This window comes from Mycobacterium sp. E1715 (assembly GCF_001667625.1).
Taxonomy (GTDB): Bacteria; Actinomycetota; Actinomycetes; order Mycobacteriales; family Mycobacteriaceae; genus Mycobacterium.
Window position 1 is genome coordinate 1 of the sequence record NZ_LZJJ01000458.1, and the last position, 13816, is coordinate 13816.

Consider the following 13816-nt stretch of genomic DNA (forward strand, 5'->3'; position numbering starts at 1 on the left):
CGCAGGCGGTCCTCGTCGAGGGATTCGAAGTCGACGGACCGGGTGAGCCGGATGTCGCGGTATTGCTCGCCGGCCTCCACCAGCTGGCGCGCGTAGCGACCGTTGCCGGCGATGTCGAGCGCGGCTTTGCCGCGCACCGTCTGCTGGCTGAGCAACTTCGCGGCCTGCAGCAGATTGTCTGCCGCCTCCGAGCTCAGCGCCGAGTCGTTTGCGGCCGCAATGACTTTCGCGATCTCGAGGATCTCCTCCGGTGAGTAGGAGTCGAATTCGATCCGGGTGGCGAAACGGGACCGCAGGCCCTCGTTGGTCTCGAGCAGCCGATCGATGTCCGAGCTGTAGCCGGCGATGATCACCACGAGCCGGTCGCGGTCGTTCTCCATCCGCGCCAGCAACGTGTCCAGCGCCTCTTGGCCGAACGGGTCGGTGCGTCCGTCCCGCTCCTGCACCAGCGCGTAGGCCTCGTCGATGAACAGCACACCCCCGAGTGCGCGATCGATCGTCTTGGTGCTCTTGACCGCCGACTGGCCTTCGTACTCGGCGACGAAATCCTTGCGCGCGGTCTCGACGAGCTTCGGTTCGGGAATGACCCCGAGGCCGGCGAGGATGTTGGCCACCACCCTGGCGATGGTCGTCTTGCCGGTACCCGGCGGTCCGGTGAAGATCATGTGCTTGCTCGGCTGGGCGACCTTCATGCCGCGGGCGGCGCGAACCCGCGCCATCTGGGTGGCGGCGCGGTAGCGCTCGACCTGTTCTTTGACTCGGGTGAGCCCGATCTGCCGCTCCAGCTCGGCCTCGGCCTCCGCGAGGAGTTTGTCGCGGCCCGAGGTGTCGGCCACGACGGTATTCGCGTCCCACGGATCGGTGCGCGCGGAAATCTGCTCGGCGCTGGTGGTCGTCAGCCGGTATGACGGATCCTTCAGCGCCGCTGTCACTTTGGGTTCCGGATGGGTGGTCTGCAGCCATTCCAGAAGCGCCACCGCGGCCTCTTCGTTTCCCTGGCTGCGGCGGGTCATGGCCAAATACCACGCGATGGCGCGAGCGCACGCCTCCCCGGCCGGCGAGGCGTTGGCCTCGGTGAGCCGGCGTTCCGCTTCGGTGAACAGGCCGAGGTTGGCTGCGGCGACACCGTGCGCGACCCCGGCGGCGGCCGCCAGGAATTCGTCAGGCCACCTGCTCGCGCCCCTGACTTCATCGATCACCTCGGTCCAGCGCCCCGCCTCGCCGTAGATCACCGCCTTGACCCAGGACAGCAGGTGTTCGGCGCCGGTGGTGGGCGTGTCCTCGACCGCCTCCATGGCGTCGGCGTAATTACCTTGCGCCGCTTCGCTTACGGCGAAGCCCATGGTGATCGCCAACGGTGAATTGGCCGGGTAGGTGATGTCCCCGTACAGGCCGCCGATCGGGAGCCGGGCGCCCACGGCGTTCATCGAGATCTGGGCGGATCCGGCCAACTGTCCGAAGTGCGTGCGCGAATACCAGGCGCGAAACAGCGTCACCCGTTCGGTATCGCCGCAGCGGATGCGGCCAATCCATGCGTCGCAGGCGGACTCGTCGTAGTTGGTGATCTCGGTGAACAGCTCGAGCGCCCGCGCCTCCGAGACGGGCAGCATGCCGACCGCGCTTTCGAACAGGCCGGCCAGGTGCTCGGTCATTTATCGGTCGCGTACCGCGTGGCGAACACTTCCGCCTGCGCCGCGGCCGCCTGCTCCGGCGTGATCAGACCGATGCCGTTTTCCATGAAGTCCCGCACGACGTCACCGCCGTCGACCCCCATCTCGCGCATCGTCTCCGACAGGGAGTCGTCCTCCAGCAGATAGCTGTGCTGGGCGGCCAGGCCCTTCTGCCGGGCCAGGTCCGCGATGACGAGGATTTCGTCGGCGAGTTCGGCCTCGCTCATGCTCGTCACTTTCGCCGACAGCTCGACGCGCTGGGTCCGACCGTCCATGAGTGCCGAGACGGTGACCGTCTCGGGGGGATTGGTCACCGTGAACTCCTGGGGGGCTTCCTCTGCGTCCCCGGCAGCCTCCGAAGTCGCGTCGGTCTGCGACTCGATCGCGGCGAGGTCGGTGTCGGAATCCACGGGTTCGGTGGGCGCATAGTCGTGCAGCGCGTCGACGGCCGACTCCTCGTCGTCGTCGGCGGGGGCCGAGAAGTCCAGCGCGTCCGATTCCTCGAGCGTGTCGGAACCGGATTCGACGGCCGAGAAGTCCAGGGCGGCCAGATCGTCGTGGTCGTCGTACTGCGGCATGGTTCCTTCTTTCTGATCGTGAATCGGGCTGGGGTCAGCCGCCGTAGGAGGCTTCGACGCGGTCGAACCAAGCGCCCGCCGGCAGGAACTCCATGAGGCCGTCCAGCGTGCGCTGCAAGTTTTCTTGGGTACCGGACAGGAAGCTGCCGTAGAGCTCGCCGCCGACACGGCGGGGAAGCGACACCAACCTGCCGTGGATGGAGTCGAGGACTCCGGCGGCGACGTCGGTATGCGTGGACGTGCCCCCGGGGTGGCGCTGGCCGGCGATGATCTCCACCCAGCTGCTCGGATCGCCGATGATCTCGGCATAGACGCGGGCCGAGGCGGGTGCGGCGCCGTGCTGGACAAGCTGGGCGGCAGTGGTGCACGCCGCCAGTTCGGCGGCCACCCCGGTCAGCGGTTCGACGTTGGCCGGTGTCGCGGGGCCGAGCACCGTGGTCACCATCCCCGCCAGGCCGACCTGCGGGGCCACCAGCTGCAGTACCACCAGGTCGCCGTCCCGGGCGGCGATGACGTGACGTTCGCCCTTGCGGCACACGGCAAAGCGGACCATGGTGCCGCCGAGATCGCGGCGCCACCATCGGCACTCCAGGCTGCGGTCGGGCCTGCTGATCGTGTCGACCATCGTCGCCACCGCCGGGTGTGGCCGCCCCTGGTGGTCGAGCACCCCCTGCGCGGTGAGGTCGCGCTGCACCTGGTTCCAGACGAGGTCCCGCAATTCCTCTTGCGGGATGTTCGGCCGGATTCCGAGTGCCGTGGGGAAATCGACGAGGTGCAATCGGTCGGCGATCACCAACATGCCATCGACGGTCACCTCCACCCCGACGACATCGTCGAGGCCCGCAAGACCGGTAGTGAGGGGACCGGACATGATCAGCCGTCGAGCATTTGCTTGTCGAGGTTCCTGCTCAAGTCCTCGTCGACGCCCGCATACGTTTGCTTGGCGACGCGTAACTTCGCGGCGAGATCAGAGGCGTGCTGCCTAATGTTTTGACCCGCACCCCTGCGTTGTTTCTCCGCGGTGACAAAAGCGCTGTTGGAGGCGCCGCTGATTACCCCATGCGTCACCCATACCGCCGTTTCCGTATTGCCGGCAGCGGTGGCCGCCTCTTCTGCCTTAGTGGCCGCTTGGACCTGTTTCGTCGCCAATTCCTCGAGATACTTTTCGTCGACGTTCAACGTTGCCATGGGTAATCTCCTCAACGGATATTTTTACTCGCTATTGCGTTGACGCGTACCGGTTTCTGCGGCACTGGCGACGGCTAAAGCCGACCCGGCGCCGCCACTTCCTGGACGGCCATCGTTTGGTCGATGGGCGCGCGCCCCGCGCCCGTCGTGCCCAACGCCGCCCCATCGCCGTTCCCGGCCGCGGCGGCCTCTGACGGAGCGGCCTCCTCGGCGGGCGGCGGGGCCGCCTGGCGCTGCTGACCGGTCGAGGCGAGTTGTTGCACTTGGCCCATCATTTGGTTGACGAAGCTCATCGGCTGGGCAACCTGGCCGGACATCTGTGCGAGTTGCCCGGATGCTTGAGTCACCTGACTGAGGGTGGGCACCGTCGCCGTGGTCTCGGCGATCGTCTCGACGGGAGTCGCGCCGTCGCTCTGGAGCGCGGTGAGGACGCCGCGTTCCTCGCGGGAATCGCCGGCCGCCGGGGCCCTGCTGGCCAGCGAGGCGACGGTGGGTGTGCCGGAGAATGCCGACATCCCGGACATGCTGTCGGAGATCGCCTTGAAGCTGCCGACCGTGGCCTCCTCGGCTCCGGTGACCTCGATCCGCGCGAACGAGCTGTTGGGGATCGCTTTCTCGGCCACCTCGCCGTAAAGGAGTGCGGTGGCGTGGATCTCGTGCGAGAGGGACATGGAGTTGGCCAGTGTCATCATCTCGAAGCTGAAGACGGTGGCGCATGCCGCGAAGGCGGCGATTATCTGCCATGCACACGAGATTTCGGGACCGACCACCGGGATCAGATACATGGCCAGCGCGATGCCCTGGGCGATCACCAAGCCCAGCAGCGTCACAGCGATGCAGTTGTGCGCCTTGGCGACCTCCGAGCCCTGGTTCGCCATCAGCGTCTGCATCTTCTTGTCCAGATCCTGCATCGTTTGCACGAGGGCCTGCAGTGCGGCGGTCGCGTCGGCGTACGCCTTCGCCGCGTCGCCGCTCCAGTCGCGTGAGTCGGGCGCGGCCTCAGCGAGGTAGAGGTAGACGGTTTCGTACTTGTCCGCACCGCTGGTGAAGGAGGCGCCCTTGTCCGGGGTCCAGAATCCATTGAGCAGGTCGACCGCCGAGATGGCGACCATCGCCACGTCGACGATGGCCGTCGGCGTTGGGAGCACCTTCGTACCGGACGTCTTCAACGCGTCTGCGAGCACCTTGATCTGGTTCCGTCCGTACCACATCGCTTTGCCGGCGAGCGCCCCCAGATTCGCCCCCAAACCAACCCAATCCCCGGAATACGCGGCGCCACCGCCCGCCTGCAGCCGCGTGAAGCAGTAGGCCAGATCGTGAATACCTGCGAGACGACTCACGGCGGTGTATCCCTTCGCGGTTGGTGACCGATGTTGGACTCATGTTGAGGAGGTGGGTTGAGCCTAACGCCGCCAGACAGGGCCCCGCTGCACGAATTTTCTGGGCGCACAAAGGATTCGGCCAACAACCGGTTAATTCCGCAGAAACATTAAGGGAGGGTTGACGCCCGGAGAACAACGGGACGCCACCGGCGCCGCGGCGTCATCCCGAGTTCATCCGGAGGAGCGACTCCACACCGTTCCCGAATTCGGCTGCGCGTTTTTCGGGATCTCTCTCGACGCGGGTGCCAGCGCTCGACGGCCAACACAGCCCTGCCACGAGCCGGCGGATCGATTGATGTATTACTTCGTCGCGCCCGGACTTCGTTGCCGAGGCTCCGTCAACGGACGCGGGCGTGCCGACCCGATCCCTCGTCCGGCTCCGCCGTGGCAAGGTCAACTGGTGCGCGCTCGGCGCCCTGCGCGCCGGGCGCCGCCCCGGCAGCCGCGTCGTCCGACGGCGCGGTTTCTTCGTCTGGCTGGCCCTGCCGGCTCGTCTGCGCGAGCTGCTGTGCTTGCCCGATCGTCTGGTTGGGAACGTTCATGTGTTGGGACGCCTGCCCCGAGACCTTCGCGGCTTGCGCCGATGCCTGAGCGACCTGGGCCACGGTGGGCGGCGTGATTGGCGGTGCGCCCGGTGTCTCGGGGGCCGGCGAGGCGTAGGCCGGCGCGTCCGCGCTCAAAGCGTCCAGTACGGCAAGGTCTTCCGCCGACGCCCCGTCCGTCGGCGCCAGCCTGGCCAACGCAGCCACGGTGGGCGTCGCCGAAAAAGCCGACGTTCCCGGCATGCTGGCGGAGACGTCGGCAAAACCGGAAACCGTCGACTCAGTGGCGGTCGCCGACTTCGCGTCGGCCGGCGAACCCTCCTGTACCGTCCCGGATGCCAAGGCCGAGTATCGGCCGGCCAAGCTCTCCGCCTGCTTGCCGTTCAGGACCGAGTAGGTGGTCAACGTGGCAAGGAATCCCACGGCGGTCGCGATCCCAAGTCCGGAAACGGTGATTGCGAAGCCTTGCGACACCGCCGGCCCGAGTGGCGGAGGCGCGAACCGAATGATCAGCTCGACGATGTAGCACGCGAATAGCAGGTCCTTCAATATGCCGAAACCCAAGCGCATGTGGGTCACCCATTCGGCCTGGTCCTTCACCAGAGCTGCCAGCTCGAGGTCCAGTTCAGCCATCGTCTGCGCCAGGTTCCCCAGGGTCGTGTCGAGGCCCGCATAGGCTACCGATGCCGTCCCCGCCCAACCGTCGTCGTCCGGAAGAGCCGATTTCAGCTGCGCCGACAACGCACTGAATTGCTGCGATCCGTTTCTGAGGTCGTCACCTTCGACCGGCGGTCCGAATCCGGTCGTCAGCTCCATCAGCTCGACGACCGTGAGGGCCCACAGGATCAGGCTGCCCGCCGTCTTGAGGGACTGCTTACTGCCGGGCACCGACGGGACCTTGACGCTCCCACCCTCGAAACGAATCCGGGTCAGCCCGTCGAGGCCGCCCAACTTGGCGAGTGCGGCCCCACCGGCCAACCCGTCTGCGCTCATGCTGGTCACACTCGCCGCGAGATACTCACCGCTGAAACCGGGGCTGTCGACGCCGGTGAAGTTCTGGCCGAGGCTACCCAGGTTGACCAGGAGCCGAGCCGCGTCGGCGAGTATCGATACAGCCAATTGTGGTCCTCAGGTCAACAGTGCGCTGCCGGGCGAGCGGTTGGTCGCACCAGAGCTTAGCACCCAACGGACCTGCGGCACGCGGAATCGGCTGCGGCAGTTGCCGATTCAGGCGTGATCAGCCCTCGAGTACTTGCTTGTCGATGTTCTTGCCCGCTTGCTCGTCCGTGCTGGCGTAGACCCTCTTGGCGGTGCGTAGCTTGTCGGAGAGTTCCGTGGACGCCTTGCTCATGGCGTCGCCCGTGCTCTTGCGTGCATCCGCGGCCTTGGTGAACGCCAGGTTCGAGTACCAGCTGACCACGCCGTGGCTCACCCAGACATCGGTTTCCAGGCCCGACGCCGCCGAGGCTGCGGTTGCCGCCTGCGTCGACGCTTGATCCTGCGCCGTTGCCAGCCTGTCGAGATGGGATGAGTTGACGGTTACATCGGCCATGATTCGTGCTCCTCGGGTGCTCAGTCTCTTAAGGGTTCTGGTGCAACGATTTTGATCGTCGGTTGTCGGGGATGGCCTAGGCCGGGTTCGGTGCTTGCGTCCGCTCTGTGCCGGCCGCGGCGACCTCCACGGGCGCACGCTCGGCGCCCGCCGCACCAAAGCCGGCACCGGCGCCCTCGACCTCACCCTGGAACGCGGCCTCCTCGGCCCCGGCGCCTTCGGCCGGCGCCGCCGCGCCTTGGCCTTGCTGGGAGGTCTGGATCATCTGCTGCAGTTGTCCCATTGCCTGGCTGGTGAGTTGCGCGGGCTGCGACAGTTGGCTGGAGACCTTCGCGGCCTGGCCCGACATCGCGGACAACTGGGCCACGGTGGGCATGGTGGTCGTGGGCGCGGACGGCGTCGTCGCATCCGGTGACGTCGTATCCGATGTTTGAGATGCGCCGTAGGCCGGTGATTCACTCGCGCCCATCTGAGCGGCCAGCGGGGCCCGCTCGTCGTCCGAGCCCCTGGCCGCGCCGGCCGGTGCGGCAGCGGGCGGTGTGGCTGACAGCGCCGACGGCCCGGACATGCTGTCGGAGATGGCGGCAAAGCTGGAAACCGTGGTCTCTTCCGACGTGAGCTTCTTGGCCTTGGCGTCCGACCCCGTTTGCACGGTGCCGGCGGCCAGGGCCGAGTAATCGCCGGCCAAGGTCTCCGCCTTCTTCCCGTTTTCCACCGAGAAGTAGGTCAAGGTGCCGAGGAAGGTGGAGGCAACACTGAGCCCACCAATGGCCACCGCAATGGCGAAGGCTTTCGCCGCGATGGGACCGGCCGGGGCGGGCACCGCAAACGTGATGATCAATTCAATGATGATTGCGGCCAGCAGGATGTCCTTCAAGATCCCAAAGCCCAAGCGCGCGTGGTTGACCCATTCGGCCTGATCCTTCACCAGTGATGCCAGTTGGGAGTCCAGGGTGGCCATCGACTGCGCCATGGTCTCCAGGGTTACGTCAAGCTCGGCATACGCTTCCGACCCCGAACCCTCCCAGCCGGAGTCCGGAAGGGCGAGCTTCAGCTGTTCGGCGAGCAGGGTGAACTGCTGGGATCCGGTGTTCAGCTCACTGCCTTCGGTTGGCGGTCCGAACCCGATCGTCAGCTCCATGAGCTCAACAATGGTCAGGGTGATGGAGATGATGCTGAGGCTCTGTTTGAAGGTCTTCATGCCGCTGGCGCCGCCCATACGGTTGGCCATGATCATTTTCTGAGCCGGGCTCATTCCGCTGATGTATTTAGTGATGCCCTTCTGAACACCCACCATCGCCAGGGACCCGAAGTCGGCACCCCCGCTGGTCGCGGCGCCGGCAATATATTCGGTGCTGAATTCCGAGCCGCCAGTGACGCCTAGGCCTACGCCGGCGGCTTGCTGACCTAATCCGGCCAAGGAGCCAAGGATCCTCGCGGCTTGAATGAAAACAGACATAAGTGGGTCCTCCGGTTTGAGCCTTCCGCGTGTTGATTGCGCGTACCGCGCATTAACCGCCCGTTTAGCGTAACGCGCTCTGACTGGCGCCCGTGCACGAATTTTTGGGAAAGGCAACGGCTTCCACAGCGCGGTGAAAAGGAGAGATTGTGAACGTTGGGGCGGGTGCGCCGCCGCGCTCAGTGAATATGGCCGATCAGCGTTTCGATCGCGTCGGCGACTTCGGCTGGCACCGCCTCGTCGGCCTCCGCCCGCACGATCATTTCTTCGGTCACCCCGGCCGCCTCGGCGGTCTCCGCGGGAGAAAGGTTCGCCCGCCGCCGGGCCGCGTAGAGGCGTTGTGCCAGCGGGGCGCCCGGGGCGGTCGCACCGCGCGTCATCAGCTCGTCGTAGTGGCGCCGAACCGTACTCAGGGCTTTGATCAGTTCGGGCGTGATCCGGCTGATGCGGGTGGCGCGCACCGCGATCGCCTCGAGTTGCCGGAGATCGGCAAGGATCGGCGTCGCGCGCTCGGTGAACTCCGGGTCGTCGGGCGACGGCAATGCCGCGATGGCCAGGCCGCAACCGTCCACGGCGGCGACGATCGCCTGCGCGATCAGCGAGGCCGGGGCATCGGACTGCGGGGCCTCGGTCGAGGTTTTGGTGGTGCCGGTAGCGACCGCCGGTGGGATCTCTTCGCCGGCGTCGGGCTGTCCGCGGCGGATCCGCGCGATGGTCCCGGCGGGCCACTGCAACACCTGCTCGAGCTTGGCCTGGGTGCGCTCCCGCGGCCAACTGCGGCCCTTTTCGAACGCGATGAGGGCGCCGGCATTGATGATCCCGTCGGCCGCCAGGCTGCGCTGGCTGATGCCCAGTTCCCGACGGCGCGCGGCGGCGGCCGCGCCCGCGCGGGCCATCCCCGGATCCGGCTCGACGCCATCGGACTTCTGTTCGGGCCGTCCACCGGTGACGATCTCGAACGTGAGAACTTCGCCCGAGCTGGGATCGCCGAGCCGGACCGTCGTTTTGTCCGTCACCGTCACCGAGCTCATGCGGTGTCCGTCGACGAACATGCCGTCCGGTCCCTTGTCCACGATCCGCCACGAACCGTCCACGGGTTCGGCGTGCAGATGCTCCGCGGAGATCTGCTCGATCCGCACGTCGTCCTGCGGGTCCTGGCCAATGGTGACTACGCCCCGACCGGGCTCGATTTCGTGCGACGTCGCACCGCTATGGATGACCAGGACGGCGAGATCGGTACTCGACTCGGTGCGGGGCATCTGCGGTGGTTCCTCGATCGAGGCAGCTGGGCGGGCCTTCCGCCGCCTGCAATCCTAACCGTCGCACCCGTCAAATTCCATCGCATGCCGCTACGTTTCGAATCACAGTTTCGGAGCCGCACCGTCGGAACGCTATGCCGACGCGACAAGGACGTCATCTTGTGGCGATCCGCGCGCGGGGACCTCCATGGATCGCGCGTGGAGCGCTACGGTTTCGTGCCTCCCATCCGAACGCTCCTTTGTCGGCGAAGAGCCGAAGCGAGCCCAAACGCTACGGTTACGTAACCGTCCCGTTCTGTTGATGAAAAGTGGCCGTAACGACGCAAATAGCCAGTTTAAAAGGCTTTCCATCCGGTCACGCCGCCCCACTGGGCCGGCCGCTGAAGCGAAACGTCCGAACGAAGCGATGCGATACCGAAGCCAAACTGTTGCAATGCAGCGGTTAGTCCTATATCGTTGCGAAGCAGATGAGCAGAACGCAACGCTTCAGAAGGAACCATCGCCATGACCGCAACACCTTTGTTCAACATCCCGCTCGGCGCCTGCACGCAGGACCCCGACCGTTGGACCACCGCCCCGGACGCCGAGGCCATCGCCGCGTGCCGTGCGTGCCCCCGGCGTTGGATGTGCGCGCGGGAAGCGGTCGAGTCGGCCGGCGCGGAGGGCCTGTGGGCCGGCGTGGTGATCCCCGAAGGGGGGCGCCCCCGCGCATTCGCGCTGCGTCAATTGCGATCCCTGGCCGAGCGCAACGGGTACCCCGTGCGCGAGACCGCGAAGTCGGCCTAGCCTCCTGCCATGGCCGCCCACTTCGGGTCGGCGACGGGTCCCGACGGAAACCGTTGCACCGCTTTCCCTCTGGGACTTCACAACAGGCGCCGGCCGTTAAGTCGGCTCGAACCTGAAGACGGCGAGCCGCCCCGCCAGTGCTTCGAATTCGTCAGCCGTTCCATCACGCACCATCCCGGATCGCTTCGCGAATGCCACACCGACCGGGACCTTGACCGGGAATTCCCGCAACACCGGCCGCGCCTGGGCGGCGGAGAGTTCGACGATCCGGACCTGCTGTGACCGTCGGCCCCGGCTGAGCCTGCCGGTGCCCGCCGCCCGTGCGTTCGCCGCCCAGTCGGCGCCGGGATAGCCGGCCACCACGTACAGGTCGCCCCGGAATTCGAACGGCGTCATCGGCGTGCTGCGGGGCCGACCGGACTTGCGGCCGGGCACCGTCAACACCATGGCCGGACCGGTGGGAATCCCCAGCCGTTGGACCGCCATCATCACCTTGTTCATGGGCTTGAGGTAGCGCGGTGGGCGCAGTTCGGACATGTCGGGCTCCTCAACCAATGGCGGAGAAGACGTCGCGATGGTCGGCGACCCACTGGGCGAACGGGGTCGCCGCCCGCCCGAGGATCTTCTCGACGTCATGGGTGACCAGCGCGGGCGTGTCGAGCGTAGCGGCGAGCATGGCGATATAGGCATCGCCGAAGGCTGCCGGAAAGCCTAATCCGATAAACCGCTGGCGCACAGCATCATTCGGTATCTCGCAATAGCGCAACTGTCGACCCAGGACGGCACCGATGGCCTCGACCAGTTCCGAATTGGTGAAGGCCTGCGGACCGGTCAGCGGGATCCGCTGTCCCACCAACTCGTCGGTGAGCAGCGCCCGCGCCGCCACCTCGGCGATGTCGGTCTCGACAATGGGCGCCACCGAAGCCGAAGCGTACGGACCGTAGACCACGTCGCCGGCGCGCAGCTGCGCGGACCACATGCCGGCGAAGTTGGTCGCGAAAACGCTGGGCCGCAGGCTCACCCATTCCGCGCCGGAGTCAACGGCCAGCTGCTCCACCTCTTTATTGCGGTCTCCGCGGAAGCGGGACGGTTGCCGGGCGAAGTCGTCATCGGCGTTGATGGCCGAAAGCGCCACCAGCCTGGTGACGCCGGCGCGCACGCACAACTCCACCACCTCGTTCAGGTCGGCACCCAGCGCCCTGGAGTTGAGAAACACCGCCGACGCGCCGGGTAACGCGTCGGCCGCCGAGCCCACCAGTTCGACGCCGGGGGGAAGCCCGGCTCTATCCGGCGCGCGGGTGACCGCCCGGACCGGCGCTCCAGCGGCCACAAGCGCGGTGACAAGGGGTCGCCCGACGTTACCGGTCGCGCCGGTTACCACGATCGTCATGGGATGGTTCCTCTCTGCTGATTTTTCTGCGGTGCTAAAAGGACGGGGCGGAAGGTGGGAAAGTTACAAACGCAGATCCCGTAACTTTTTGCCGCAGCAGATCGTCGAAGAGGCATGAACCAGCCGCAATCAGCGAGCGACCAGGTCGCCGACGCCTGGCGTCGTCACCGTCCCTATCTTGTCAACCTCGCCTACCAAATGCTCGGCGACATCGGGGATGCGGAAGATATTGCGCAGGAGGCCTTTCTGCGGTTGTCGAGGGTCGAGGCGGGTGAGATCGAGGACGTTCGGGGCTGGCTGACGGTGGTGGCCAGCCGACTTTGCCTCGACCAGGTGCGCTCGGCCCGCGCTCGTTACGAACGCCCGGGCGAGGTCGGAGAGCGGCCCACGCCGCAGCGCTCCGATCCGGCTGACCGGGTCACTCTCGACGACGAGATCCGCGCCGCGTTGCTCGAGGTGTTGCGCCGGCTCAGTCCGGGGGAGCGGGTCGCCTTCGTGCTGCACGACGTGTTCGGCGTCCCGTTCGACTCGATCTCCGAAACGGTAGGCCGCCCGGTCGGTACGTGTCGGCAGCTGGCGCGCCGTGCACGGGCGAAATTCGTTGCCGCTCAGCCTACAACGAACGTGGTGGCATCGAGCGAGCATCAGCTCGTCACCGAAAAATTCATCACCGCGTGCGCCAACGGTGACCTTGGCGCGTTGGCCGCCGTGCTGGATCCGACGGTGTGGGGCGTGGGCACGATCCTCGCCGACCCGGCGCCGCCCCCGCAGATCAATCACGGGCCGGACGCGGTGGCCACCAACCTGCTGCGGTACCTGTGGCCCGACGTCACGCTGGTCAGCGGTCCCGTCGGGCAACCGGTGCTGCTGGCGTTCAGCCACCGCCGGCTGTTTGCCGTCATCGTGCTGACGATCCGCGGGTCGAAGGTGGCGAAGCTCGAGGCGATCGCCGACCCGTCCGCACGGGCGGGCGAGGTCGCCGAGCAGGCCTAGCCCGGCCGCTGGTTCTCGGGCCGGGCCGCGAAGTAGCCGGCGATTGTCGCGGTGAGCTCCAGGAACTTCCGCCGCGTGGCGGCCGACATTTCGCGGCTCACATCGATGACGCCGCCCGGCCGCAGGTGCGGGTCGAAGGGGACCTCGATCACCGGCCGGCCGTGGTCGGTGAACTCCCGGGCCAGCTGCGCCCGCGTCCGTTTGTCGGCGTGCCCGTCGGAATCGTTGAGCACCACGACTGTGCTCTGCAGCAGAGTGTCGAAGCCCTGGTCGACCAGCCACTCCATGGTCCTGGCGGCGGCGGACGCCCCGTCGGCCCACGGCGAGGAGACCACGATCAGCGCGTCCAAGTCGCGCAGCACCTCCTGGGTGACCGGCGCGTCCATCGTCGAACCGCAGTCGATGACCGAGATCGCGAAGTGCCGGTCCAGGCGCAACGCGGCCTCCCGGTAGATCGCGGCGTCGAGCACGCGGCGCGGACCCGACGCCGGCTCGCCGCCGAGGACATAGAGGCCAACGGAGTTACGTCCCACGCGGGCAACCACATCGCCGAAGGACTGCAGGTTCTTGTCGGCGGTCAGTTCCCAGAACGAGCCGGTAGTCGCCGGATCGATTCGGCTGCTGAGGCGGCCGAATGCCGTGTCGGCGTCGATCGCCACCGTGTGATCCTGCCGCCGGAGCTCGGCGAACAGCGATCCGACGCTGGCGGCCACCGATGTCTTTCCCACTCCACCCTTGCCGAGGACACCGACCTTGTAGTTCCCGTGCAGGCGGGTGCGGATGGTCGCCTCGAACTGCGCGTCCTGCTGCTGCGCCGGCGAAGGGCCGAGGTTGACGAGGCCGAAAGTGACCAGCCGGAGGACACGACGCCAACCGCGGTCGGGCACCGCGTCGATGGCCGTCGGGGCCGGCTTGGGTGTGACGGGCGCCGATGCCGCGCCGACGTGCTGTTTCGGGTTTGCAATTTCCGTCACAGCCGCCCGGATCCCGGCGGTCCGGTGTGGCGGGTGGGGCGCC

Annotated in this window: 15 protein-coding genes; 2 read left to right on the forward strand and 13 right to left on the reverse strand. The window is 67.0% G+C overall.

The features are described from left to right. The 10 genes from eccA to A9X03_RS29455 form a co-directional block, all read right to left on the reverse strand. Window positions 1-1652 (reverse strand): type VII secretion AAA-ATPase EccA (gene eccA / locus A9X03_RS23150; protein WP_068263221.1); only part of this gene is annotated, 1652 nt, incomplete at its 3' end. Continuing rightward, the gene (locus A9X03_RS23155; RefSeq protein WP_067754676.1) at window positions 1649-2248 is read right to left on the reverse strand and encodes a hypothetical protein; all 600 of its coding nucleotides are present in this window, start codon (window positions 2246-2248) and stop codon (window positions 1649-1651) included. The genes eccA and A9X03_RS23155, both read right to left, overlap by 4 nt. Window positions 2249-2282: 34 nt before the next feature. Next, window positions 2283-3119: an ESX secretion-associated protein EspG gene (locus A9X03_RS23160; RefSeq protein WP_068263224.1), complete on the reverse strand. Its 837-nt coding sequence runs from the start codon at window positions 3117-3119 to the stop codon at window positions 2283-2285. 2 nt (window positions 3120-3121) lie between these two features. Continuing rightward, entirely contained in the window at window positions 3122-3436 is a 315-nt protein-coding gene (locus tag A9X03_RS23165) for an ESX-1 secretion-associated protein (RefSeq protein WP_068017139.1), read from the reverse strand. A gap of 74 nt (window positions 3437-3510) precedes the next feature. Beyond that, window positions 3511-4776 carry an EspA/EspE family type VII secretion system effector gene (locus tag A9X03_RS23170; RefSeq protein ID WP_067754685.1) on the reverse strand — a complete coding sequence of 422 codons (1266 nt, stop codon included), beginning with the start codon at window positions 4774-4776 and terminating at the stop codon, window positions 3511-3513. A 380-nt stretch (window positions 4777-5156) separates the two neighbouring features. Next, window positions 5157-6353, reverse strand: a complete 1197-nt coding sequence (locus tag A9X03_RS23175) for an EspA/EspE family type VII secretion system effector (RefSeq protein WP_156670098.1) — start codon at window positions 6351-6353, stop codon at window positions 5157-5159. 244 nt (window positions 6354-6597) lie between these two features. Next, window positions 6598-6912, reverse strand: coding sequence for an ESX-1 secretion-associated protein (locus A9X03_RS23180; RefSeq protein WP_067754700.1), 315 nt, complete (start codon window positions 6910-6912; stop codon window positions 6598-6600). 76 nt (window positions 6913-6988) lie between these two features. Continuing rightward, window positions 6989-8371 (reverse strand): EspA/EspE family type VII secretion system effector, encoded by a 1383-nt coding sequence (locus A9X03_RS23185; RefSeq protein ID WP_067754703.1) that lies wholly within the window; start codon window positions 8369-8371, stop codon window positions 6989-6991. A 179-nt stretch (window positions 8372-8550) separates the two neighbouring features. Continuing rightward, complete coding sequence (locus A9X03_RS23190; protein ID WP_068263227.1) at window positions 8551-9630, reverse strand: FHA domain-containing protein; 1080 nt, start codon at window positions 9628-9630, stop codon at window positions 8551-8553. 335 nt (window positions 9631-9965) lie between these two features. Then, entirely contained in the window at window positions 9966-10136 is a 171-nt protein-coding gene (locus A9X03_RS29455) for a hypothetical protein (protein ID WP_156746643.1), read from the reverse strand. Between A9X03_RS29455 and A9X03_RS23195 the strand changes: the two genes are divergently transcribed. Next, window positions 10135-10416, forward strand: coding sequence for a WhiB family transcriptional regulator (locus A9X03_RS23195; protein ID WP_067754717.1), 282 nt, complete (start codon window positions 10135-10137; stop codon window positions 10414-10416). The genes A9X03_RS29455 and A9X03_RS23195 overlap by 2 nt on opposite strands. Before the next feature lie 96 nt (window positions 10417-10512). Here A9X03_RS23195 and A9X03_RS23200 read toward each other — a convergent pair whose 3' ends face one another. Together A9X03_RS23200 and A9X03_RS23205 are read right to left on the reverse strand one after the other, a co-directional pair. Further along, window positions 10513-10953 (reverse strand): nitroreductase family deazaflavin-dependent oxidoreductase, encoded by a 441-nt coding sequence (locus A9X03_RS23200; protein WP_067754720.1) that lies wholly within the window; start codon window positions 10951-10953, stop codon window positions 10513-10515. A gap of 10 nt (window positions 10954-10963) precedes the next feature. Continuing rightward, window positions 10964-11806, reverse strand: a complete 843-nt coding sequence (locus tag A9X03_RS23205) for an NAD(P)H-binding protein (protein WP_068017130.1) — start codon at window positions 11804-11806, stop codon at window positions 10964-10966. 114 nt (window positions 11807-11920) lie between these two features. Here A9X03_RS23205 and sigI point away from each other — a divergent pair, with 114 nt between their 5' ends. Further along, entirely contained in the window at window positions 11921-12799 is an 879-nt protein-coding gene (gene sigI / locus A9X03_RS23210) for an RNA polymerase sigma factor SigI (RefSeq protein ID WP_067754726.1), read from the forward strand. On the opposite strand, the gene A9X03_RS23215 is transcribed toward sigI, so the two are convergent. Next, on the reverse strand, window positions 12796-13816 hold a 1021-nt coding region (locus A9X03_RS23215; protein ID WP_369831408.1), incomplete at its 5' end, for a MinD/ParA family protein. The two genes, sigI and A9X03_RS23215, sit on opposite strands and share 4 nt — an antisense overlap.

What these genes read in the sequence shown, in the direction of transcription:
- A9X03_RS23165 (WP_068017139.1), bottom strand. Translation starts at nt 3,436, where the DNA reads ATGGCAACGTTGAACGTCGACGAAAAGTATCTCGAGGAATTGGCGACG.
- A9X03_RS23175 (WP_156670098.1), bottom strand. Translation starts at nt 6,353, where the DNA reads ATGAGCGCAGACGGGTTGGCCGGTGGGGCCGCACTCGCCAAGTTGGGC.
- A9X03_RS23190 (WP_068263227.1), bottom strand. Translation starts at nt 9,630, where the DNA reads ATGCCCCGCACCGAGTCGAGTACCGATCTCGCCGTCCTGGTCATCCAT.
- A9X03_RS23205 (WP_068017130.1), bottom strand. Translation starts at nt 11,806, where the DNA reads ATGACGATCGTGGTAACCGGCGCGACCGGTAACGTCGGGCGACCCCTT.
- A9X03_RS23195 (WP_067754717.1), top strand. Translation starts at nt 10,135, where the DNA reads ATGACCGCAACACCTTTGTTCAACATCCCGCTCGGCGCCTGCACGCAG.
- A9X03_RS29455 (WP_156746643.1), bottom strand. Translation starts at nt 10,136, where the DNA reads ATGGCGATGGTTCCTTCTGAAGCGTTGCGTTCTGCTCATCTGCTTCGC.
- A9X03_RS23160 (WP_068263224.1), bottom strand. Translation starts at nt 3,119, where the DNA reads ATGTCCGGTCCCCTCACTACCGGTCTTGCGGGCCTCGACGATGTCGTC.
- A9X03_RS23200 (WP_067754720.1), bottom strand. Translation starts at nt 10,953, where the DNA reads ATGTCCGAACTGCGCCCACCGCGCTACCTCAAGCCCATGAACAAGGTG.
- A9X03_RS23185 (WP_067754703.1), bottom strand. Translation starts at nt 8,371, where the DNA reads ATGTCTGTTTTCATTCAAGCCGCGAGGATCCTTGGCTCCTTGGCCGGA.
- A9X03_RS23180 (WP_067754700.1), bottom strand. Translation starts at nt 6,912, where the DNA reads ATGGCCGATGTAACCGTCAACTCATCCCATCTCGACAGGCTGGCAACG.
- A9X03_RS23155 (WP_067754676.1), bottom strand. Translation starts at nt 2,248, where the DNA reads ATGCCGCAGTACGACGACCACGACGATCTGGCCGCCCTGGACTTCTCG.
- sigI (WP_067754726.1), top strand. Translation starts at nt 11,921, where the DNA reads ATGAACCAGCCGCAATCAGCGAGCGACCAGGTCGCCGACGCCTGGCGT.